The 21,181-nt window shown below is 68.0% G+C and carries 18 protein-coding genes; 14 read left to right on the top strand and 4 right to left on the bottom strand.

Features of this window, described 5'->3' with window-relative positions:
• The 8 genes from ACQKJZ_RS08025 to trxA form a co-directional block, all read left to right on the top strand.
• Positions 1 to 521: adenosylhomocysteinase (locus ACQKJZ_RS08025; RefSeq protein WP_427730661.1), on the top strand; the 521-nt coding region annotated here is incomplete at its 5' end.
• 138 nt (positions 522 to 659) lie between these two features.
• Positions 660 to 3,029, top strand: a complete 2,370-nt coding sequence (locus ACQKJZ_RS08030) for a PAS-domain containing protein (RefSeq protein WP_427730662.1) — start codon at positions 660 to 662, stop codon at positions 3,027 to 3,029.
• Positions 3,026 to 3,472 (top strand): tRNA (adenosine(37)-N6)-threonylcarbamoyltransferase complex ATPase subunit type 1 TsaE, encoded by a 447-nt coding sequence (gene tsaE, locus ACQKJZ_RS08035; RefSeq protein WP_427730663.1) that lies wholly within the window; start codon positions 3,026 to 3,028, stop codon positions 3,470 to 3,472. The genes ACQKJZ_RS08030 and tsaE overlap by 4 nt, the downstream gene beginning before the upstream one ends.
• The gene (locus ACQKJZ_RS08040; RefSeq protein WP_427730681.1) at positions 3,469 to 4,449 is read left to right on the top strand and encodes an aminoglycoside phosphotransferase family protein; all 981 of its coding nucleotides are present in this window, start codon (positions 3,469 to 3,471) and stop codon (positions 4,447 to 4,449) included. The genes tsaE and ACQKJZ_RS08040 overlap by 4 nt, the downstream gene beginning before the upstream one ends.
• A complete protein-coding gene (locus ACQKJZ_RS08045) occupies positions 4,449 to 5,204 on the top strand; it encodes a nucleotidyltransferase family protein (RefSeq protein ID WP_427730664.1) in 756 nt (251 codons plus the stop codon). Before ACQKJZ_RS08040 ends, ACQKJZ_RS08045 begins: the two co-directional genes overlap by 1 nt.
• The gene (locus ACQKJZ_RS08050; protein WP_427730665.1) at positions 5,197 to 8,151 is read left to right on the top strand and encodes a PD-(D/E)XK nuclease family protein; all 2,955 of its coding nucleotides are present in this window, start codon (positions 5,197 to 5,199) and stop codon (positions 8,149 to 8,151) included. Before ACQKJZ_RS08045 ends, ACQKJZ_RS08050 begins: the two co-directional genes overlap by 8 nt.
• A 192-nt stretch (positions 8,152 to 8,343) precedes the next feature.
• Positions 8,344 to 11,805: a double-strand break repair helicase AddA gene (gene addA, locus ACQKJZ_RS08055; protein ID WP_427730666.1), complete on the top strand. Its 3,462-nt coding sequence runs from the start codon at positions 8,344 to 8,346 to the stop codon at positions 11,803 to 11,805.
• A gap of 48 nt (positions 11,806 to 11,853) precedes the next feature.
• Complete coding sequence (trxA, locus tag ACQKJZ_RS08060; protein WP_183952160.1) at positions 11,854 to 12,174, top strand: thioredoxin; 321 nt, start codon at positions 11,854 to 11,856, stop codon at positions 12,172 to 12,174.
• Between the two features lie 234 nt (positions 12,175 to 12,408).
• Here the strand turns inward: trxA and ACQKJZ_RS08065 are convergent, their stop codons facing one another.
• Both ACQKJZ_RS08065 and argJ read right to left on the bottom strand, forming a co-directional pair.
• On the bottom strand, positions 12,409 to 13,020 hold the full coding sequence (locus ACQKJZ_RS08065; RefSeq protein ID WP_427730667.1) for a glutathione S-transferase family protein: 612 nt from the start codon (positions 13,018 to 13,020) through the stop codon (positions 12,409 to 12,411).
• A gap of 5 nt (positions 13,021 to 13,025) precedes the next feature.
• Positions 13,026 to 14,252, bottom strand: coding sequence for a bifunctional glutamate N-acetyltransferase/amino-acid acetyltransferase ArgJ (gene argJ / locus ACQKJZ_RS08070; protein WP_427730668.1), 1,227 nt, complete (start codon positions 14,250 to 14,252; stop codon positions 13,026 to 13,028).
• 82 nt (positions 14,253 to 14,334) lie between these two features.
• Here argJ and ACQKJZ_RS08075 point away from each other — a divergent pair, with 82 nt between their 5' ends.
• The 5 genes from ACQKJZ_RS08075 (at position 14,335) to ACQKJZ_RS08095 (ending at position 19,492) form a co-directional block, all read left to right on the top strand.
• Positions 14,335 to 15,162 (top strand): energy transducer TonB, encoded by an 828-nt coding sequence (locus tag ACQKJZ_RS08075; protein ID WP_427730669.1) that lies wholly within the window; start codon positions 14,335 to 14,337, stop codon positions 15,160 to 15,162.
• Between the two features lie 62 nt (positions 15,163 to 15,224).
• Positions 15,225 to 15,689 (top strand): energy transducer TonB, encoded by a 465-nt coding sequence (locus ACQKJZ_RS08080; RefSeq protein ID WP_427730670.1) that lies wholly within the window; start codon positions 15,225 to 15,227, stop codon positions 15,687 to 15,689.
• 52 nt (positions 15,690 to 15,741) lie between these two features.
• Positions 15,742 to 16,002 carry a hypothetical protein gene (locus ACQKJZ_RS08085; protein WP_427730671.1) on the top strand — a complete coding sequence of 87 codons (261 nt, stop codon included), beginning with the start codon at positions 15,742 to 15,744 and terminating at the stop codon, positions 16,000 to 16,002.
• Between the two features lie 111 nt (positions 16,003 to 16,113).
• Complete coding sequence (gene secA, locus ACQKJZ_RS08090) at positions 16,114 to 18,858, top strand: preprotein translocase subunit SecA (protein ID WP_427730672.1); 2,745 nt, start codon at positions 16,114 to 16,116, stop codon at positions 18,856 to 18,858.
• A 244-nt stretch (positions 18,859 to 19,102) separates the two neighbouring features.
• Positions 19,103 to 19,492 (top strand): hypothetical protein, encoded by a 390-nt coding sequence (locus ACQKJZ_RS08095; protein ID WP_427730673.1) that lies wholly within the window; start codon positions 19,103 to 19,105, stop codon positions 19,490 to 19,492.
• A 61-nt stretch (positions 19,493 to 19,553) separates the two neighbouring features.
• On the opposite strand, the gene ACQKJZ_RS08100 is transcribed toward ACQKJZ_RS08095, so the two are convergent.
• Both ACQKJZ_RS08100 and ACQKJZ_RS08105 read right to left on the bottom strand, forming a co-directional pair.
• The gene (locus tag ACQKJZ_RS08100; protein ID WP_427730674.1) at positions 19,554 to 20,135 is read right to left on the bottom strand and encodes a CC0125/CC1285 family lipoprotein; all 582 of its coding nucleotides are present in this window, start codon (positions 20,133 to 20,135) and stop codon (positions 19,554 to 19,556) included.
• Positions 20,136 to 20,255: 120 nt separating this feature from the next.
• Positions 20,256 to 20,675 (bottom strand): secondary thiamine-phosphate synthase enzyme YjbQ, encoded by a 420-nt coding sequence (locus ACQKJZ_RS08105; RefSeq protein ID WP_427730675.1) that lies wholly within the window; start codon positions 20,673 to 20,675, stop codon positions 20,256 to 20,258.
• A 104-nt stretch (positions 20,676 to 20,779) separates the two neighbouring features.
• On the opposite strand from ACQKJZ_RS08105, the gene ACQKJZ_RS08110 reads away from it, so the two are divergent.
• A complete protein-coding gene (locus tag ACQKJZ_RS08110) occupies positions 20,780 to 21,151 on the top strand; it encodes a glycine zipper 2TM domain-containing protein (protein ID WP_427730676.1) in 372 nt (123 codons plus the stop codon).
• Positions 21,152 to 21,181: the final 30 nt, after the last annotated feature.

Raw genomic sequence — 21,181 nt, forward strand, 5'->3', positions numbered from 1 at the left:
TTTTTTTTTTTTTTTTTTTTTTTTTTTTTTTTTTTTTTTTTTTTTTTTTTTTGTCCGGCAACGCCGACGTCATCACCGCCGATCACATGAAGGCGATGAAGCCCATGTCGATCGTCTGCAACATCGGCCACTTCGACTCCGAGATCCAGATCGCGGCGCTGTCGAACTACAAGTGGACCGAAGTGAAGCCCGGCACCGACCTGGTCGAGTTCCCGGACGGCAAGCAGATCATCGTGCTGGCCAAGGGCCGCCTGGTGAACCTGGGCTGCGCGACCGGTCACCCGTCCTTCGTCATGTCGGCCTCGTTCACCAACCAGACGCTCGCCCAGATCGAGCTGTGGACCAAGGGCGAGAACTACAAGAACGAAGTGTACGTTCTGCCGAAGCACCTCGACGAGAAGGTCGCCGCGCTCCACCTCGAAAAGCTGGGCGTCCAGCTGTCGAAGCTGTCGGAGAAGCAGGCTGCCTATATCGGCGTGCCGGTCGAAGGTCCGTTCAAGCCGGATCACTATCGCTACTGATCGTACGTCGATCATCTGCGAAGGGGAGGGGGTCGTCCGAAAGGATGGCCCCTTTTCTTTTGGGCTGCCAACTGGCGTATCGCCTGCGGATCGGGTTAGAGCATGGCGGATGGCCAGCCTTGCCCCGGACCCTTGCGGATGATCACGATCAACAGTGTCGAGGCGGTTCTGCTGGGCGCTGGCGCCTGTGTGTTGATCCTGGTCGGCACGCTCCTGCTGTTCCTCGGCCTGCGCGCCCGCGCGGAAGCCGGTGCGGTGCGGCGCGAGCATGAGCGGCTGGACGGGCTGTTGCGCGCCGGGCCCGCCCAGGCGATGCTGGTCTGCGCCGATGGCCGTATCGACATGCCCGCGCGGCTGGCCGACTGGCTGGGGCTGGTCGATCCGGCGCGCTTCCTGGAGGAGATGACGGCTGAGCAGAGCGGCCTGACCGCCGAGGACGCCGCGCTGCTGGCCGCCGACCTGACCGCCGCGCAGAAGACCGGCCGCCGGTTCCGCCGGATCGTCCGGCCGCAAGGCTCGTCGCGCACCCTGGTGCTGGAGGGCGCGCGCGCGCCGCAGGATCAGGGGGCGAGCGGCGCGGTCGTCGTCTGGGCGCTCGACATGACCGAGGCGCAGGACGAGATCGCCCGGCTGGACGGCGAGACGAAGCGGCTGGGCGACGCGTTCGAGGCGCTGACCGGGCTGATCGAGGCGGCACCCCTGCCCATGTGGTATCGCGGCGCCGATCTGCGCCTCGCCATGGTCAACACCGCCTATGTCGATGCGGTCGAGGGTCGCGATGCCGCCGATGTGGTGTCGCGCGGGCTGGAACTGGTCGAAGGATCGGGGCGGGGCGGGCCACTGGCGGGGGCGGCCGCCGCGCGCGATCAGGGGCGGCCGCACGAACAGGTGCTGCCCGCGACGATCGACGGCGCCAGGCGGGCGCTGCGCATCTTCGACGTGCCGCTGACCACCGGCGGCATCGCGGGCTTCGCGGTCGATATCGAGGATCTGGAACAGTCGCGCGCCGGGGCCAAGCGCTTCGCCGAGGCGCAGCGTGCGATGCTCGACCGGCTGTCGGCGGCCGTCGCGCATTTCGGGCCCGACCGCGAGCTTGTCTTCTGCAACCAGCCCTTCCGCCGCATGTTCGCGATGCGCGCCGAATGGCTGGCCGATCATCCCGAATTCGACCGCATCCTGGAGAGGATGCGCGAGGCCAATCGCAGCCCCGAGGTGCGCGACTTCCCCGGGTGGAAGGCCGAGCGGGTCGGCTGGTTCCGGCAGGCGGGCGGCGGCATCGAGGAGCAATGGCATCTGCCCGGCGGCACGCATTTGCGCGTCGTCGCGCAGCCGCTGCCCGATGGCGGCCTGCTGCTGATCTTCGAGGACCGGACCGAGGAGGTGCAGCTCGCCTCCGCGCGCGACACGCTGCTGCGCGTCCGCACCGCGACCTTCGACAATCTGTTCGAGGCGCTGGGCGTCTTCGCCGCCGATGGCCGGTTGCAGCTGTGGAACAACCGTTTCCGCGCGCTCTGGGGGCTGGAGGAGGAGTTCCTGTCCAGCCATCCGCGCGTCGATGCCTTCGCCGATAAGGTCGCGGGCCGGTTGGCGACGCCCAATCGCGCCGCGCTGATCGTCGATCTGGTCCGCTCCGCCACGATCGAGCGGCAGCAGCGCGGCGGGCGGGTCGCGATGGCCGATGGCCGTCATTACGAGTTCGCCGGCGTGCCGCTGCCCGATGGCAATGCGCTGATCACGCTGCTCGACATCACCGACAGCCGCCGTGCCGAGCAGGCATTGCGCGACCGCGCCAATGCGCTGGAGGCGGCGGACCGGGTGAAGACCGCCTTCGTCGCCAATATGAGCTATGAGCTGCGCACCCCGCTGACCTCGATCAGCGGGTTCGCCGAGATGCTGCATGGCGGCTTTGCCGGGCCGTTGCCCGAGACGGCGAACAGCTATGTCGAGGCGATCCTGGAGTCGACGGAGCGGCTGGGGCTGCTTGTCGACGACGTGCTCGACCTGACGCGCGGCGATGAGGGCGCGGAGATCGCGCGCGAGGATGTCGACCTCGCCCGCGTCACCCGGACGGCGGCGGACACGATCCGGCCGGTGGTGGGACGGCGGCGGCTGGACTTCGCGGTCGAGATCCAGCGCTCGGTCGGACGCGTCACCGGCGACCGGCGCCGCTTGCAGGAGGTGATCGAGCATTTGTTGCGCCACGCGGTCGAGCAGACGCCCGAGGGCGGACGCATCCTGCTGCACGCCGATGGCGATTCCGGGCGCGCGCGGATCATCGTGTCGGATGACGGACAGGGCATGGATGCGCAGGCGGTCGCCCACGCCTTCGACCGGTTCGCCGAGCCCGAGATCAAGGCGACCGGCGAACGCGCGCTGGGGCTCGGCCTGCCGCTCGCCAGGCAGTTCGTCGAGGCGCATGGCGGCACGATCACGCTGCTGTCCGAACCGGGGCAGGGGACGCTGGTGACGGTCGAGCTGCCGCGCCGGGTGGTGGAGAAGAAGGCATGACGATCCATCTGGCCGATGCGGCGGCGACCGAGGATTTCGGCCGGCGTCTCGCCGCGCATATCCGCCCCGGCGACGTCGTGACGCTGACCGGCACGCTGGGCGCGGGCAAGACCAGCCTGGCGCGCGGGCTGCTCGCCGCCCTCGGCCTGCCTGGCGAGGCGCCGTCCCCAAGCTTCGCCATCGTCCAGCCCTATGCCCCGCCCGAGACGCACATCCCGATCCTGCATGTCGATCTGTACCGGCTCGACGGGCCGGAGCAGCTCGACGAATTGGGGCTCGACGAGGCGCTGTGGGACTCGGCGCTGGTCGTCGAATGGCCCGATCGCGCCGGCCCCGATGCCTGGCCGCAGGCGCTCGCGCTGACGCTGGCGATGGACGATGATGGCGGTCGTATCTTGACAGCCAGGGTGCCCTCGGGCTGGGAAGCGCGATGGCCGATATGACCCCGCCGGCGGATGCGCCCGCCTTTCTTGCCAGCGTCGGATGGAAGGGTGCGGTCATCGCGCCGCTCGCCGGTGACGCCTCGTTCCGCCGCTATTTCCGGGTGACGCTGGACGGGCGCAGCGCCGTCCTGATGGACGCGCCGCCGCCGCATGAGGACCCGCGCCCCTTCATCGCGATCGCGCGCTGGCTGGTCGGCCGGGGCTTTGCCGCGCCCGCGATCCTGGGCGCGGACGAGGCACGCGGGCTGGTCCTGATCGAGGATTTCGGCGACGAACGGATGCGCGAGGCGATCGAGGCGGACCCGGATCAGGCGATGACGCTCTACAGCGGCGCGGTCGATCTACTCGCCGCGCTACGCGGTCATGCGCCCGAAGGGCTGGCCCCCTATGATGCCGCCGTGCTTCACCGTGAGGCCGGGCTGTTCCCCGAATGGTATTGCCCGGCGGTCGGCCTGGATGTCGATGTCGAGGGCTATCGCGCCGCTTGGGAGCAGGTGTTCGCCCATGCCATCACCGACCATCCCGTCACCGTGCTGCGCGACTATCATGTCGAGAATCTGATGCTGGTCGGGCCGCTGCGCACCTTCGGCCTGCTCGACTTCCAGGACGCATTGGCCGGCCATGCCGCCTATGACCTCGTCTCGCTGTTGCAGGACGCCCGCCGCGACGTCGAGCCGTCGATCGAGCAGGCGATGCTGAAACGCTATCTGGCCGCGACCGGCGAGGGCGATGCGTTCCTGAATGCCTATCACGTGCTGGGCGCGCAGCGGAACGCCAAGATCCTGGGCATCTTCACCCGGCTTTGGAAGCGCGACGGCAAGCCGCGCTATGCTGCCTTGTGTCCGCGTGTCTGGGCCTATCTGGAACGCGATCTATCGCACCCGGTGCTCGCACCGGTCGCGGCCTGGTTCGACGACAATGTGCCCCCCGAACTGCGCGGCGATCCGCATATGCTGGCGCAACAAGGAAACGGTTGATGACCCGACAGCTCTCGCTGCGTCCCGTGCCCGGCGGACGCGTGCCCCGTACCGCGATGGTGATGGCCGCTGGTCTCGGCAAGCGGATGCGCCCGCTGACGGCGACCCGCCCCAAGCCCCTGGTATCGGTCGCGGGCAAGCCGCTGATCGACCATGTCTTCGACCGGCTGATCGCCGCCGGGATCGAGCGGGCGGTCGTCAACGTCCATTATCTCGCCGACCAGTTGGAAGCGCATCTGCGCGACCGGTTTCCGCAAGTCGAGATCATCATCTCCGACGAGCGCGAACAGCTGCTCGAAACCGGTGGCGGGCTGGTGAAGGCACGGTCCCTGCTGGGGGACGATCCGGTGCTGGTCGTCAATAGCGACAATCTCTGGATCGACGGACCGGTCGATGCCATCCGCCTGTTGTCCTCGCGCTGGGACGATGCGGCGATGGACGCGCTGCTGCTGATGGTGCCGCTGGCGCGCGCGCATAACCACAAGGGGCATGGCGACTTCCATCTGGGTCCCGATGGCCGGATCACCGCACGTCGCGCGCGCAACCGGGTTGCGCCCTTTTCCTATACGGGGTTGCAGATCCTGCACCCGCGCCTGATCGTCGACGCGCCCGAGGGGCCGTTTTCGACCAACCTGTTCTGGGACCGCGCGATCGAGGCGGGCCGCGCCTTCGGCCAGGTGCATCAGGGCCTGTGGTTCGATGTCGGCACGCCGCGCGCCATCCCGCAGACGGAGCTGATCCTGGCGGATGGCTGAGCCGCGCCGCCCCCGCCTTCATACCATTCCTGCCCATCGCGGCTTCGCCGACGCGCTGGTCGCCGGGCTGATGCGCCGCACCGGCGGCGATCCGCTGACGCTGGCGCAGGGGATGATCCTGCTGCCGACCAATCGCGGCGTGCGCGCGGTGACCGAGGCGTTCGTGCGCGCCAGCGGCGGCGGGTTGATCCTGCCGCGCATGGTCGCGCTGGGCGATCCCGAACTGGGCGAGGCGGCGGGCTCGGCGCTCGACCCCGCCGATGCCGAGGCCCCGCCGCCACCCGCCATCGCGCCCCATGCGCGGCGCATGATCCTGGCGCGGCTGGTCGAGGAGGAGCGCAAGCGCGCCGGCCAGCCGGTGACGGCGGCCGAGGCGGTACGGCTGGCTGGCGACCTGGCGCGCACGCTCGACCAGATGCTGGTCGAGGAGGTCGAACCGGACGAACTGGCCCAACTCGATCTGGGGCCCGAGCTGACCGAGCATTGGCAGGCGGCGCTTCAGACCTTTTCGGTGGTGCTCGATCGCTGGCCGGCGGTGCTCAAGCGGATGGGGCGGATCGATGCCGCGCGGCGGCGGACGCTGCTGCTCGACCGGGTCGTCGGCCGCTGGCGTGAGCAACCGCCCGCCGGCTTCGTCTGTGCCGCCGGCGTCACGGATACCGCACCGGCGGTCGCGCGCGTACTGCGCTGCGTGTCGGAGATGCCGGGTGGGTCGGTGGTGTTCGCCGGGCTGGACCTGACCATGCCGGCGGAGGAATGGGACGCGCTGGGGCCGCACAAGCCCGATCCCGTCACGGGGCGGGTGCGCCGGTCGATCGAGACGCATCCGCAATATGCGTTGAAGCTGTTGCTCGACCGCATGAGCGTCGGGCGTGACGAGGTGACGGTGTGGCGCGGCGGCGGCGATTATGATGCCGGGCCGGCGCGCGGGCGCGCCATCGCCAACGCCATGGCGCCTGCGGACTTCACCGGCAAATGGACCGACCTGCCGGCCGAGGACCGGCGCTTGTCGGGCGTGTCGACGATCGAACTCGCGACGCCCGCCGAGGAGGCGCAGGCCATCGCCATCGCGCTGCGCGAGGCGGTGGAGGAGCCGGGACGGACCGCCGCGCTGGTCACCCCCGACCGTGCGCTGGCCCGGCGCGTCGCGGCGCATTGCCGCCGCTGGAACATCCTGATCGACGATACGGCGGGACGGCCCTTGTCGATCCTGCTGCCCGGCACCTTCCTGCTGCAACTGGCCGAGGCGGCGGCGCAAGCTTTCGCGCCCTTGCCGCTGCTGGCGTTGCTCAAGCATCCGCTGATCCATGGCGATATGGAGCGGGTCGACTGGCTGGACGGCGTGCGTGCGCTCGATCGCGGGTTGCGCGGGCCACGGCCGGCCCCGGGGCTGGACGGCATCGCCGCGCATATCGCCGAGCGGCCGACCGCGTCCGGTTTCTGGGCCAAGGTCGCCCCGATGCTGGCGCCGGTGGGCCGCACCTTCGGCGATGGGGCGCAGTCGTTGCGCGGGCTGCTCGCCTGTCTGCGCGAATGTGGGCAGGCGCTGTGCGGCGACGCGCTGTGGACCGGGCCGGCAGGGCGCGCGGCGGCCGAATTCCTGTCGGGCTATGAGGAACAGGCCGATCATGGTCCTGCGCGGATCGATCCGGCTGATCTGCCGGGACTGATGCGCAGCCTGCTCGACGAGATCGCGGTGCGCGCCATCCCGCGCGAGGGCCAGAGCCCGCGCCTGGCGATCTACGGCCCGATCGAGGCGCGGCTCCAGACCGCCGACCTGATGATCGCGGCGGGGCTGAACGAAGGCATGTGGCCCGGCCGACCCGCGCCCGACCCCTGGCTGGCGCCGCGTATCCGGGCGCAGCTAGGGCTGGTCGGGCTGGAGCAGCGGATCGGCATCGCCGCGCATGACCTGGCGCAGGCCATGGGGGCGCCGCGCGCGATCCTGACGCGGGCGCGCCGCGATGCGAGTGGTCCGACGCTCGCCTCGCGCTTCTGGTTGCGGCTACAGGCGATGGCGGGCGAGCGGTTCGAGGGGCATCCGACGCTGGCGGAATGGGCCGAACGGCTCGACCGGCCGGACGACTACGTCCCCGTCGACCGCCCCGCGCCCAAGCCACCCGCACGCCTTCGCCCCACCGTCATCTCGGTGACCGAGGTCGACCGGCTGAAGGCCGATCCTTATGCCTTTTACGCGCGGCGCGTGTTGCGGCTGACCCCGCTCGACCCGGTCGATGCCGATCCCAGCGCGGCGTGGCGCGGGACCGCCGTCCACGACATTCTCGAAGCGTGGTGGAAGGAAGACGGTTGCGCGGTCGAGGCGCTGCGACCGCGCGCGCTGGCCATGCTGCGCGATCAGCGGACGCATCCAATGATGCGCGCGCTGTGGCAGCCGCGCCTGATCGAGGCGATCGACTGGATCGCCGCCGAGGTCGCCGCCAAGGCGGGCGAGGGTCGCCATGTCCTGAGCGCGGAGGGCAAGGGCGAGGCGAAGCTCGCCGGCGTCACCCTGACCGGCCGGTTCGACCGGATCGACCGCACCCAGGACGGTGGGCTGGTGGTGATCGACTATAAGACCGGCAAGCCGCCCTCGGCGGTCGCGGTGCGCGAGGGGTTCAGTTTGCAGCTCGGCCTGCTCGGCCTGATCGCCGAGCGGGGCGGGTTCGAAGGGGTGGGCGGCAAGGCCTGCGGCTTCGAATATTGGTCGCTGGGGCGGGGGCGCGAGGGGCTGGGCTATATCGCCACGCCGGTCGATCCCGACGGCAAGCGCGACCGCATCCGCACCGATGAGTTCGTCTCGATCGCGGCGGCGAATTTTGCGGATGCGGCGGGACAATGGCTGACCGGTGACGCGCCGTTCACCGCCAAGCTGGTGCCCGAATATGCACCCTATGCGGAATATGATCAGCTGATGCGGCGGGATGAATGGTATGGCCGTGATCGGTAAATCCTCCGGCCCGTTCGCGCTGAGCGAAGTCGAAGCGTACGGGATGAACGTCGTTCTAGGCAAGCGTTTGGGCGTGGCCTTCGACTTCGCTCAGGCTGAACGGGGTTTGGAGGGCAGGCGGTCTAACCCAACCCCCGTTCACGCTGAGCGAAGTCGAAGCGCACGCCCCGCCGCCCGCCCGGAGCACACCGCATGAGCGCCCGCCCCATGGCCAACCTGCCCCCGTTGAAGGGCGATCAGGCCGCCGCCAGCGACCCCACCGCGCATGTCTGGTTGTCCGCCTCGGCCGGCACCGGCAAGACGCAGGTGCTGGCCGCGCGCGTGTTCCGCCTGCTGTTGCGCGGCGTCGCGCCCGAATCGATCCTGTGCCTGACCTTCACCAAGGCGGGCGCCGCCGAAATGGCGCAGCGGATCAGTGGCCGGCTCGCCGCCTGGGTGCGGATGCCCGAGACCGAGCTGTTCGCCGACCTGAAGGCGCTGGGCGAGACCGCCCGCCCCGAATTGCGCGAACGCGCGCGCACCTTGTTCGCACGTGTGCTCGACGCGCCGGGGGGCGGACTGCGCATCCAGACCATTCACGGCTTTTGCCAGGGGCTGCTCGCGGCCTTCCCGGTCGAGGCGGGGCTGGCCCCCGGCTTCCGTCCGCTGGAGGCGCGCGAGGAGGCGGTGCTGGCGCGCGAGGCGCTGGCGCGAATGCTGGAAATGGCCGAGCGCGAAGGCCGTGTCGGCCCGGTCGAGACGGTCGGCGCGCTGTCGCTCCGGCTGGGCGAGGGCGGGGCGGAATCCTTCCTCGCCGCCTGCGCGCGTGCGCCGGCCGCGCTGGAGGCCTTGCCCAGCGGTATCGGGCCATGGCTTCTCCGCGCGCTCGACCTGCCCTCGGGCGACATTGACGAGGCGATCGCCGAGGGCGTCGACGACATGGACGAGGACGCCGTCGCCCGGCTGGCGGGGGCCAATCGGGCGTGGGGCACCGCCACCGGCGAAAAGGCGGCCACCGCGATGGAGCGCTGGTTGGCCAGCGACCGGGCGGGGCGGGTCGCGCTGCTCGAAGAGCTGATGGGCACGGTCTTCACCGCCAAGGGCGAGCCGCGCAAGGCGTCGAAGAAGCTGGTCGATGCCGACCCCGATTATGAGGATATGGCGAGCGAGGTGGGCGAGGCCTGCCGCTATCTGCTCGGTCTGGCCGCCCGCGCGCGCCATGCCGATCTGCTCGCCGATGGCCTGAGCGTCGGGCGCGATTATGCCCGCGCCTATGGCCAGGCCAAGCGTGCGATCGGGGCGGTCGATTTCGACGATCTGATCCGCGTCACGGTCGATCTGCTCCAGCGTCCGGGCATCGGCGAATGGGTGCGCTACAAGCTCGATCAGGTGACCGAGCATGTCCTGATCGACGAGGCGCAGGACACCAATCTCAACCAGTGGCTGATCGTCCGCGCGCTCGCCGATGAGTTCTTCGTCGGCCGGGGGCTCTATGCGCCCTCGACCCGCACCCTGTTCACCGTCGGCGATTACAAGCAGGCGATCTTCGGCTTTCAGGGCACCGACCCGATCAATTTCCAGGCGGCGGAGCAGCATTTCCACCGCCGCGCGCTGGAGGTCGCCGGGACCGAGGATTGGCCGACCGAGGAACGCGGCCTGCCGTTCAACCGCCTGTCGCTGACGCACAGCTTCCGCTCGACGCGCCCGATCCTGGAATTCGTCGATGCGGCGGTCGAGGCGCTGGGGGAGCCGGGCATGGGGCTGGCCGGAGAGGTCGAGCGCCATGCCAGCGAGGTGAGGGGCCCCGGTCGCGTCACGCTCTGGCCGCCGGTTGTGGCGGGCGGCAGCGACGAGGACGAGGAAGGCTGGATCGACGATGCGGTGCGCAAGGTCGCGACCGACATCGCGCGCGCCGTCCGCCGCTGGCTCGACGACGGGCTGATGCTGGAGAGCAAGGGCCGCCGGCTGGAGCCGCAGGACATCATGATCCTGGTCAAACGGCGCGGCGACCTCGCCTCGCTGATCGTCGCGCGGCTCTATGCCGAGGGGGTGCCGGTCGCGGGCGTCGACCGGCTGCGGCTGAACGCACCGCTGGCGGTGCAGGACCTGCTGGCGGCGATCCGTTTCGTGCTGCAGCCCGAGGACGACCTGTCGCTGGCGTCGCTGCTGGTGTCGCCGCTGATCGGCTGGTCGCAGGAGCGGTTGATGGAGGCCGGGCACCGCGAGCGCGGATCGCTCTGGGCGCATCTGACGCGCAACCTTCCCGCCGATGATCTGGCGCCGTTGCGGCAGATGCTGGGGCGCGCCGATGTGTTCACGCCCTATCAGTTCCTCGAGGAACTGCTGTCGGGGCCGCTCGACGGGCGGCGCAAGCTGATCCGGCGGCTGGGGACCGAGGCGCGCGATCCGATCGAGGAACTGCTGAACGCCGCGCTGACCTTCGAGAGCACGACGACGCCCTCGCTCCAGCGGTTCCTCGACTGGTTCGATCGCGGCGATGTCGAGATCGTGCGCGACCCCTCCGCGCCGCTCGATGCGGTGCGGGTGATGACCGCGCATGGATCGAAGGGATTGCAGGCGCCACTCGTCATCCTGGCCGACGCCACTGCCGATCCGACCGCCTCGCCAAGGTCAATCCTGCGTTGGACGCCCGAGCCGGGCGCGCTGCCCATCCCGGTCTTTTCGCCGCGCGCGGAGGAACGCGGCGGGCCGCTCGATGCGGTGGCCGCCGAGATCGCCGCGCGCGAACTGGCCGAGCATTGGCGGCTCTTCTACGTCGCCGCGACGCGGGCGGAGGAACAGCTGGTGGTCGCCGGCGCGCTGGGCAAGCGGGCGGCGGGCGTGCCGCCGATGCACAGCTGGTACGCCGCCTGCGGGCGCGCCATGACGGCGCTGAATGTTCCGGAGACCGAGCCGGGCGATGGCCAGTCGCGGACCTTCCATGGCGTGGCGCCGCAGGAGCCGGTCGCACCGCGCGCCGGCGTAGCCGCACCCCGTGCCCTGGCCGGCGCAGATACGCCCTTGCCCGACTGGATTCACCGCCCCGCGCCGCAGGAGTCGCGTCCGCCGCGTCCCCTGGCACCCTCGTCGCTGGGCGAGGATCTGGTGGCCGATCCGCCGCCGACCCCGGCGATGCGCGCGGCGGCCGAGCTTGGGCGGCTCATCCATTGTCTGCTCGAACGCCTGCCCCCCGTGGCGCCCGAGGCGCGGCGGGGCGCGGCCGAGCGCTGGCTGGCGCAGGCGGCCGGGGTCGAGGATGCCGATCTACGCGCCGACGTCAGCGAGGCGGTGTTCGGTATCCTTGACGACCCGGCCTATGCCGAGCTGTTCGGGCCGGGATCGCTGGCCGAGGCGCCGATCGCGGCGACGCTGGAAAGCGGGCTGGTGGTGTCGGGCCGGGTCGACCGGTTGCTGATCGGACCGCACGAGATCCGGTTGATCGATTACAAGACCGGGCGGCGCGCACCGAACGGGATCGAGGATGTGCCGGTGTTCCATCTGGCGCAGATGGCGGGCTATGCCGCCGCGCTGGAAGTCATCTTCCCCGGTCGGCGCGTATCAGTGGCGCTGCTCTATACCGCGGGCCCGCGCCTGATCCCGGTGCCGGATACGGTGCTGGCCGCGCACAAGCCGGGCTTTCGCGACGGGGAGCAAAGCTTGCCATTCGGTGGTTGAGCGACCGGAGCGCGCCACCTAGATGTACGCGATCAAGGAGAAACGAACATGGCAACCAAGCAGATCACCGACGCTAGCTTCGAAGCGGACGTCCTGAACTCCGACAAGCCGGTGCTGGTCGATTTCTGGGCCGAATGGTGCGGACCGTGCAAGATGATCGGCCCGTCGCTGGAGGAACTGTCCGAGGAACTGGGCGAGCAGGTGACGATCGCCAAGCTGAACATCGACGACAATCCCGACGCCCCCGGTCGTTACGGCGTGCGCGGCATCCCGACGATGATCCTGTTCAAGGGCGGCAACGCCGCCGCGACCAAGGTCGGCGCCGAGCCCAAGGGGCGGATCAAGGCCTGGCTCGAAGGCGCGCTGTAAGGCTTTGACGGTCTCGGTGAGACGCCGTTCCCTCCCCTCGATCCCCTCCCGCCTGCGGGAGGGGAGGAAGAAGGGGGCGGCGATTGTGCTAAGTTGGACCGCTTGGCATGCCCTTCCCGCAAGCGGGAGGGGCCTTTATTTTGGGGCGACGTCTGATCCGCGCACGCCCCTCCCGCAAGCGGGAGGGGATGGGGGAGGGCACCGGGTCTCGCAGAGACCGCCGCCCATGATCGCTCAACTCAACGGAATCATCACCACATCGCGAAACGGCGCCCGCTCCCGAAGCGCCGCATACCAGCGCTCCAAATTCGGCCGCGACGGTCGCTCGACCGGCAGCTGGAACCAGGTATTCGCATAGGCCGCAACCGTAATATCCCCGATCCCGAACGCATCGCCCGACAGCCAGTCCTGCCGCCCCAGCACATCGTCCAGGATCGCCGACAGCCCCGCCGCCCGCGCGACGCTCCGCTCGACGAGGCCTGTATCGCGCTTATCGACCTCGGTCCGCACCATCTGGAAGAAGATCGGCCGGATCGCGTCGGCCCAGGTGAAGCCCCAGTCCATCCACCGCTCGACCGAGGCCCGCGCCTGCGGATCGACCGGATAGAACGCCGCGCCGCCATGATTGGCCGCCAGATAGCGCAGGATGCTGTTCGACTCCCAAAGGACGAAGCCGTCATCCTCGATCGTCGGGATCAGCGCATTGGGGTTGAGCGCGCGATAGCCTGCGTCCATCCCGAACGGCCCGCCGACATCGCGACGGTCATAGGCCAGCCCCATTTCCTCGGCCAGCCAGACGACCTTCTTGACGTTGTGCGAGTTGATCCGGCCCCAGATGGTCAGCATGCGGCTCAGCTCCGGTAATCGGCGTTGATCGAGATGTAACCGTGCGTCAGGTCGCAGGTCCAAACCGTCGCGACGCCTTCGCCCAGACCCAGGTCGACGCCGACCGCGATCTCCTGCCCCTTCAGATGCGCGGCGACGGGGGCTTCGTCATAGCCCTCGACCGCCAGCCCGTCCTTGGCGACCAGCGTCTCGCCGAAGCGGATCGACAGCCTGTCGCGCTCGGCCGGTTCGCCCGCCTTGCCGACCGCCATGACGACACGGCCCCAATTGGCGTCCTCGCCCGCAATGGCGGTCTTCACCAGCGGCGAGTTGGCGATCGACATGGCGATGCGGTGCGCCGAACGGTCGCTCTCCGCGCCCTCGACCCGGATCTCGATCAGCTTGGTCGCACCCTCGCCGTCGCGCACCACCAGCAGCGCCAGTTGATGGCACAGATCGGCCAGCGCGGCGCGGAAGGCGTCCGCGCCGTCGCTATCGTCATCGGTCAGCGGTGTGTTGCCCGCCGTACCGGTGGCGAAGGCCAGCACCGTGTCGCTGGTCGAGGTATCGCCGTCGACCGTGATGCACGAAAAGCTGCGGCCGTTGGCGGCGTTAAGTGCGCGTTGCAGGAATTCCGGGGCGACGGCGGCGTCGGTGAAGATGAAACCCAGCATCGTCGCCATGTCCGGCGCGATCATGCCCGACCCCTTGATGATCCCGGCCAGTGTCACCGTGCGGCCATCGACGATAGCGGTCGTCGTCGCACCCTTGGCGAAGGTGTCGGTGGTCATGATCGTCGCGGCGGCGTCTTTCCAGCCGCAGGGCTCGGCGGTGAAGGCGGCGTCAAGGCCCGCTTCGGCCTTGTCGATGGGCAGCGGCACGCCGATCACACCGGTCGAGGCGACGAACACGTCCGAGGGCTGACACTCCATCGCGGCGGCGGTGCGCGCGGCAATCGCCTCGACGGCGGCACGGCCCCGGTGGCCGGTAAAGGCATTGGAGTTGCCCGCATTGACGACCAGCGCGCGCGCCTGACCCAGGACCAGCGCCTGCCGGCACCACTCCACCTCGGGCGACGGACATTTGCTGGTGGTCAGCACGCCCGCCACGCTGGTCGCCTCGGGCAGCGTCACGAAGGTCAGGTCGGTGCGATCCCAATTCTTGTACCTCGCACGCGCGACGCGCAGCGTCACGCCATCGATCGCGGGCAAAGCGGGAAAGGGCTGGGCGAGGGGAGAGGTGGCGATGCTCATGGCCCCGTGCTTTGCCGCTTGCGCGCGGTCGCTGCAACGGGTGATATTCGCTGACGGGCGGGGCTTTGGGGGATTGCCGAAGATGATCGTGGCGATGGCAATGGCGACGGTCACGCCGCAGGACGAGCCGAAGGCTCAAATTTCCGGTGAGGTCATGCGGACGTTGTTCGGCCCCGATAATTATCCCCCTGCGGCGCTGCGAGCGGGTGAGGAGGGGCGGGTCATCGTCGATCTCGGGATCGATGCGAGCGGGCGCGTGACCGATTGCAAGGTGGTCGAGACGGCCGCCGCCAGTCTTGCCGAGCAGACATGTCGGCTCGCGGTAAGCGACAATGGTCTTTTTTCACCGGCAAAGGATGCCCGGGGCCAGCCCATGGCAAGCCGATACTCGCTCCGGATAAGATGGCAATTGCCTCATGGCGGCGAGTCCGAAATGACCGCTGACAGGCCGATGGCGATGCGTCTTGTCGTCGAACCCAATGGACATGTTCTGGAGTGCGAAGGCGGCATGCCGGCGCAGCAACCACTGGTCGCGCGGAGCGGCCCGATGTGCGATGGACTCGCCCGTCATCTGGTGGAGGCTATCACGCGGCAGACCGGCAGGCCCCCCGCGCATCGCTTTGAGGGGCGCTTCCTGATCGACTTCGCGCCGAATGCAGCCGCGCATGATGCCTCACTTTGGCCGACAAATCTCATCCTTCTGAACGATATGAACGTCACCTATGGCGTGACATCCGAAGGGCGGTTCATCAATTGCCAGCGGGATCTGCGCCTCTGGGAAAAGGGGGTGCCGGTCCCTTCCCCTTGTGACGGCCAGTCCCGGACCGGACCGGGCGTGCCACCCACTGCCGCCGTGTCGCAAGCCGATGCGCTGCTGCGCCTTGGCTATCGCTTCCTGCCGGAGGGGTAAGGGCCGTGCTTCAAGCGGGCCGAACCAGTATCTGGGGCGCGGGCATTGGGCTTCGCAATATCGTGCTGGCGGCCATCGGCGCGCTTGCCGCCTTGGCGCTGGTCCTGTTGGCGATGCTGGCCGAACGCGCCGATGACTGGCGGACGCGCGGCGAACCGCGACGACTTCCCCGCGATCTGCCGGTCGCTGCGACTCCGCCGCTTCCGATCGGCAATCCGGCACGGTTTTTTGGCCCAGATGACTATCCCGTCGAAGCGTTACGGCAGAATTGGGAGGGGCGATCTCGCGTTGCATTGCTGGTCGACAAAGAGGGCCAGCCAACCGCTTGTGAAGTCGTGGAGAGCAGCGGCCATAGCATCCTAGACCGAACGACGTGTCGGCTCGCCGTCCAGCATGCGCGCTTCACGCCGGCTCGTGACCGGCAGGGACGGGCAATGATCGGCATGTATCGGACGTTCAACGTCCGGTGGCAGATGCCGACTGACAAAGGAAGGCGGGTCGGTGCTGCGCCGTCGTTCGGCATGTGATCCCATGCAACGGATGGACGCGCCGCGCGTATCTGCCTAAGACAAGCCTCGCATGAACCTGCTTCTGCTCCTTTCCGCCCTTCTATCCGCGCTGACCGGCGTGGGGTCGGCTGCGCGTGGGCAGGAGGCGCGGGGGGTCGTTGCCGAGTGCAGCATTGTCGCCGCCGCCAAGCAGGCCGCCGTGGCGCGGGCCGCGACCCGGCCGGTGCAGCCGCTCGCCAGCCTGATCGATAGCGCTCGGCCGGGCGATCTGTTCCTGGCCGCGATGCCGCGCCCGATCGTGGCGCCGTTCATGGGTCGCCGGCGCGAATAGGCGCGGGCGTCGGCGATCGGCCGACCCCATTCCCTATCCCTTTCGATCGCGCGCGCCGCTGTCTTGAACATGGCTGCGCCCTCTTCACGATATTCAGTCAGGAAATCGCTTATGTTCGGCGGCCTCGCCAAGTCCCTGTTCGGTTCGTCCAACGACCGCTACGTCAAGTCGCTCAAGCCGACCGTCGCCAAGATCGCCGCTTTCGAGCCCGAGATGGAGGCGATGTCGGACGACCAGCTCGCCGCGCAGACGGTCAAGTTCCGCGAGCAACTGGCGAACGGCGCGACGCTCGACAGCCTGCTGCCCGAAGCCTTCGCCACCGTCCGCGAAGCCGCCAGGCGCGTGCTGGGCCAGCGTCACTATGACGTGCAGATGATCGGCGGCATCGTCCTTCATCGCGGCGAGATCGCGGAGATGCGCACGGGCGAGGGCAAGACGCTGGTCGCGACGCTTGCGACCTATCTCAACGCGCTGCCCGGCAAGGGCGTGCACGTCGTCACCGTCAACGACTATCTGGCCAGCCGCGACGCCGCGACCATGGGCCGGGTCTATAACTTCCTGGGCCTGACCACCGGCACCATCATTCCCAATCTGGACGATGGACAGCGTCGCGCGGCCTATGACGCCGATATCACCTATGGCACGAACAACGAGTTCGGCTTCGACTATCTGCGCGACAATATGAAGTATGAGCGCTCGTCGATGGTGCAGCGCCCCTTCAACTACGCGATCGTCGACGAGGTCGACTCGATCCTGATCGATGAGGCGCGCACGCCGCTGATCATCTCCGGCCCGACCGACGACAAGTCCGAGCTGTATATCGGCGTCGATGCGATCGTGAAGCAGCTGACCGCCGACGATTACGAGAAGGACGAGAAGCAGAAGTCGATCATCCTGACCGAGGACGGCACCGAGCGCGCCGAGCGCCTGCTGGAGGCGGCCGGGCTGCTCCAGGGCGAGAATCTCTACGATTTCGAGAATACCCAGGTCGTCCACCACCTGAACCAGGCGCTGCGTGCGAACATGATGTTCAAGCGCGACACCGACTATATCGTGAAGGACGGCAAGGTCGTCATCATCGATGAGTTCACCGGCCGCATGATGGACGGGCGTCGCTGGTCGGAGGGTCTGCATCAGGCGGTCGAGGCGAAGGAGGGCGTCAATATCGAGCCCGAGAACCAGACCATGGCCTCGATCACCTTCCAGAATTACTTCCGAATGTATCCGAAGATCTCGGGCATGACCGGCACCGCCGCGACCGAAGCCGGCGAATTTTACGACATCTACAAGATCAACGTCGTCACCATCCCGACGAACCTGCCGATCGCGCGCGTCGACGAGGAGGACGAGTTCTATAAGAACACCCAGGACAAGTTCCTGGCGATCGCCAAGAAGATCCGCGACCATGCCGCCAAGGGCCAGCCGGTGCTGGTCGGCACCGTCTCGATCGAGAAGTCCGAACTACTGAGCGAATTCCTGACCCAGGAAGCCGTGCCGCATAAGGTGCTGAACGCGCGCTATCACGAGATGGAGGCGCATATCGTGGCGCAGGCGGGCCGTCTGGGCGCCGTCACCATCGCGACCAACATGGCAGGCCGCGGCACCGACATTCAGCTGGGCGGCAACCTCGAATTCCGCATGCTCGACGAGCATCCCGATCTGGTCGAGGGCACGCCTGAATATGAGGCGGCGGCAACCCGCATCCGCGCCGAGATCGTGGAGGAAAAGCAGAAGGTGCTGGAAGCCGGCGGCCTGTTCGTGCTGGGCACCGAGCGTCATGAAAGCCGCCGTATCGACAACCAGCTGCGCGGGCGTTCGGGGCGTCAGGGCGATCCGGGCCTGTCGCGCTTCTACCTCAGCCTCGACGACGATCTGCTCCGCATCTTCGGGCCGGACACGCTGTTCGCCAAGATGATGCGCAGCAATATCGAGGATGGCGAGGCGATCGGCAGCAAGTGGCTGTCGAAGGCGATCGAGACCGCGCAGAAGAAGGTCGAGGCGCGCAACTACGACATCCGCAAGCAGGTCGTCGAATATGATGACGTGATGAACGACCAGCGCAAGGTCATCTACGAACAGCGCGCCGACATCATGGACGCCGAGACGGTGGGCGAGGTCGTCGCCGACATGCGGGCCGAGACGGTGAACGCGATTGTCGGCACCGCCTGCCCGCCCAACAGCTATCCCGAGCAATGGGATGTCGCGGGCATGAAGCAGCAGCTGAAGGACCTGCTGAACATGGAGCCGCCGGTCGACGACTGGCTGACCGAGGAAGCGATCGATCCCGAGATCGTGCTGGAGCGCGTCACCGCCGAGGCCGATGCGATGGTCGAGGCCAAGGCCAAGGAGCTGGAACCCGACACCTGGACCAGCGTCGAAAAGTCGATCCTGCTCCAGAATCTGGACCATCACTGGAAGGAGCATCTGGCGACGCTCGACGCGCTGCGCCAGGTCGTCCATCTGCGCGCCTATGCGCAGAAGACGCCGATCAACGAGTATAAGCACGAGGCGTTTTCGCTGTTCCAGCGGATGCTCGACAATATCCGTGAGGATGTGACGCGCACCATCGCCTATGCCCAGTTCCAGCTTCAGGCGCCGCCCGAACTGCCCGAACTGCCGGACTTCATCACTTCGCACTTCGATCCGTTCACTGGCGAGGACAATAGCAACGACTGGGATGCCGCCGCGCGTGGCTTGCTCCAGCCGCAGATGCCGCCGATGCAGATCCCGCAGCCCGACGGTGCGGATCTGGGCACCGATCCGACGCAATGGGAAGGCCGCGTCAACCGCAACGCGGCGTGCCCGTGCGGTTCGGGGCTGAAGTACAAGCATTGCCACGGGGCGGTGACGGCCTGATCTTTTTCCGACCGGTGTGATATAGAGGGCGGCGGGCTTCGGCTCGCCGCCCTTTTTTTATACCTCCCGGCAAGGGGGCCATGTGGAGTATGGTGGAGGGGGCCTGGCCGGTGAAGCGGACCGAGCCCGCCAAGGGTTACACCCGCTGTTCGCTACGCGGTGCCCTCCGGGGTATGGACGAACAGTCCAGACAGCGTTCGTTCAGGAACATCGCGCGATCCTTCCCCGACAGGGAGGAACGGTCATGAAACGATATGCGATTCCGGCCATGATATTATGCGCGCTGCCCGCCACCGCATGGGCGCAGTTCGTCCGGCCGGGGCCGCCGGCTGACACGCCCAAACCCTTCGCGGTTGGCGCCAATACTGCGCCGGCCGCATGGAGCGGCGGTACCACCCAGATCCATTCCGAAAGCCGCAAGATCGAACGCAGCATCCGGGCGGGCGTCAAGAGCGGTGACATCACCCCCGCCGAGGCCCGCGCCTTCCGCCGCGAACTTGTGGGTATTCGATCGGTGCAATGGCGTTCCGGTGCGCCCGGCGATGTTCCCTCGGGCCAGGTCGAGGTCCGCTCGCGGCTCGATGCGTTGCGGGGGATGGTCAATGCGCGGCGGGTAAGGGGCGGCGAGCCCTGAACGAAAAGGGGCGGCTGGTCCTGCCGGAACAGCCGCCCCCTTCGGTCGATAGCAAAGCCCGTTACTTGGGCAGGACGACCGTCGGACCGATGGTGTTGACGATCGCCCGCGCGTCGAACGCACGCAGGTTGTCGCGCGGGATCGGCCCCTTGCGCATCACGATCTCGGCCGTCGCTTCGTACCGGTCGATCGTGTTGATATCCATGTTGTTGCCGAAGAAGGGATCACCCCAGAACGGGTCCCAGCTGCGCCAGCCGAAGCCGCGGCCATAATAGCGCCACGACGGGCCCCACCAGCCGCCACCCCATCCGCCGAAGCCCGGCCCGAAGGCGCCGGGGGTCGAATAGGTGCGCGACCGCAGCTGCGTGTCGCGATCGGCCATGACGAAATAATCATAGCCATTGGCCAGCGTCAGTTCGGCCGCACGGAACAGGAGATAGCGCTCGACGGTGTCGCGCGACGTCACGGTGTTGCCCGCGAAGCTGACGATGAACCGGCCTGGTTCCAGCTGCTGATCGGAATAGCCGGTACGATAAAAGCCCGATCCGGTGGCCGGGCGGTAGGTGGTTTCGGTCGCGCAGCCTGCGACCATCAGGGTGCTGGCGCCGACGAGGGCGAGAGCGACCTTTCGACCGAATTGCATGGTCTCTTTTTCCTTTCCTGCACTCTGGACGGACCAGGGCACGCGAAACCTTTATCTCATCACGGCAGAACGGGCGATGAACGGTTTTGCTCCCACGATGAAATGTCCTTACCGTCTTGCTTATTCGCCGATCATATGCAGCGCGACCGACCGCCGATGCGGTGCACGGCGATGTTCGAACAGGTAGATTCCCTGCCATGTGCCCAGCGCGAGCCGTCCGCCGATCAGCGGGACCGACAGGTTCACACCCGTCAATATGGTGCGTAGATGAGCGGGCATGTCGTCGGGCCCTTCGTCGTCATGGGCATAGACGCGGGCATCCTCGGGCGCGATACGCGCGAAATAGGCCAGTATGTCGGTCTTGACTTCGGCGGCCGCATTTTCCTGGATGATCAGCGAGGCGGAGGTGTGGCGGCAGAACAGGGTCAGCAATCCTTCCTCCATGGCCTGGTCGCGGACCCAGGCGCCGACGGCACGGGTGATCTCGGTCAGTCCCTGACCACGGGTGTCGACATTCAGGATGGTGGAAGCTTGGCGCATTCCCCTTCAATGCTTCAGCCGCGCCAATGATGCCATCGCTTCGGACATAATTGAACGGCGATGGTGCCGGTGCGTTGGACCGCATTGTAAAAAGGAGATTTTCGATGAAAGCCCCGCTGCTCGCCGCACTGGCCGTTATGACGGTCGCCGCCCCGATCGCCGCAACGCCCGCCATGGCCCAAAATCGCGATTATCGCTGGCAGGGTGATCGCAAGGACTGGGAACCGTCCCGCGATTACCGCCGGGGCAATTATCGCGAGCGGCGCCTGAACCGCAACGATCAGGTCTTCCGGGGCCGTGACGGCCGCACCTATTGCAAGCGCAACGACGGCACCACCGGTTTGGTCGTGGGCGCGGTCGGCGGCGGCGTCTTGGGCAATGTGATCGGCGGCGGCACGCTGGGCACGCTGCTCGGCGCGGGCGGCGGTGCGCTGCTGGGTCGCTCGATCGATCGCGGCAAGGTGCGCTGTCGCTGACGATGCCGGCGGGGCGCCGGTCCGCCCGGA

Source organism: Sphingomonas sp. NPDC019816 (assembly GCF_050274375.1).
In the GTDB taxonomy this organism is placed as follows: Bacteria; Pseudomonadota; Alphaproteobacteria; order Sphingomonadales; family Sphingomonadaceae; genus Sphingomonas.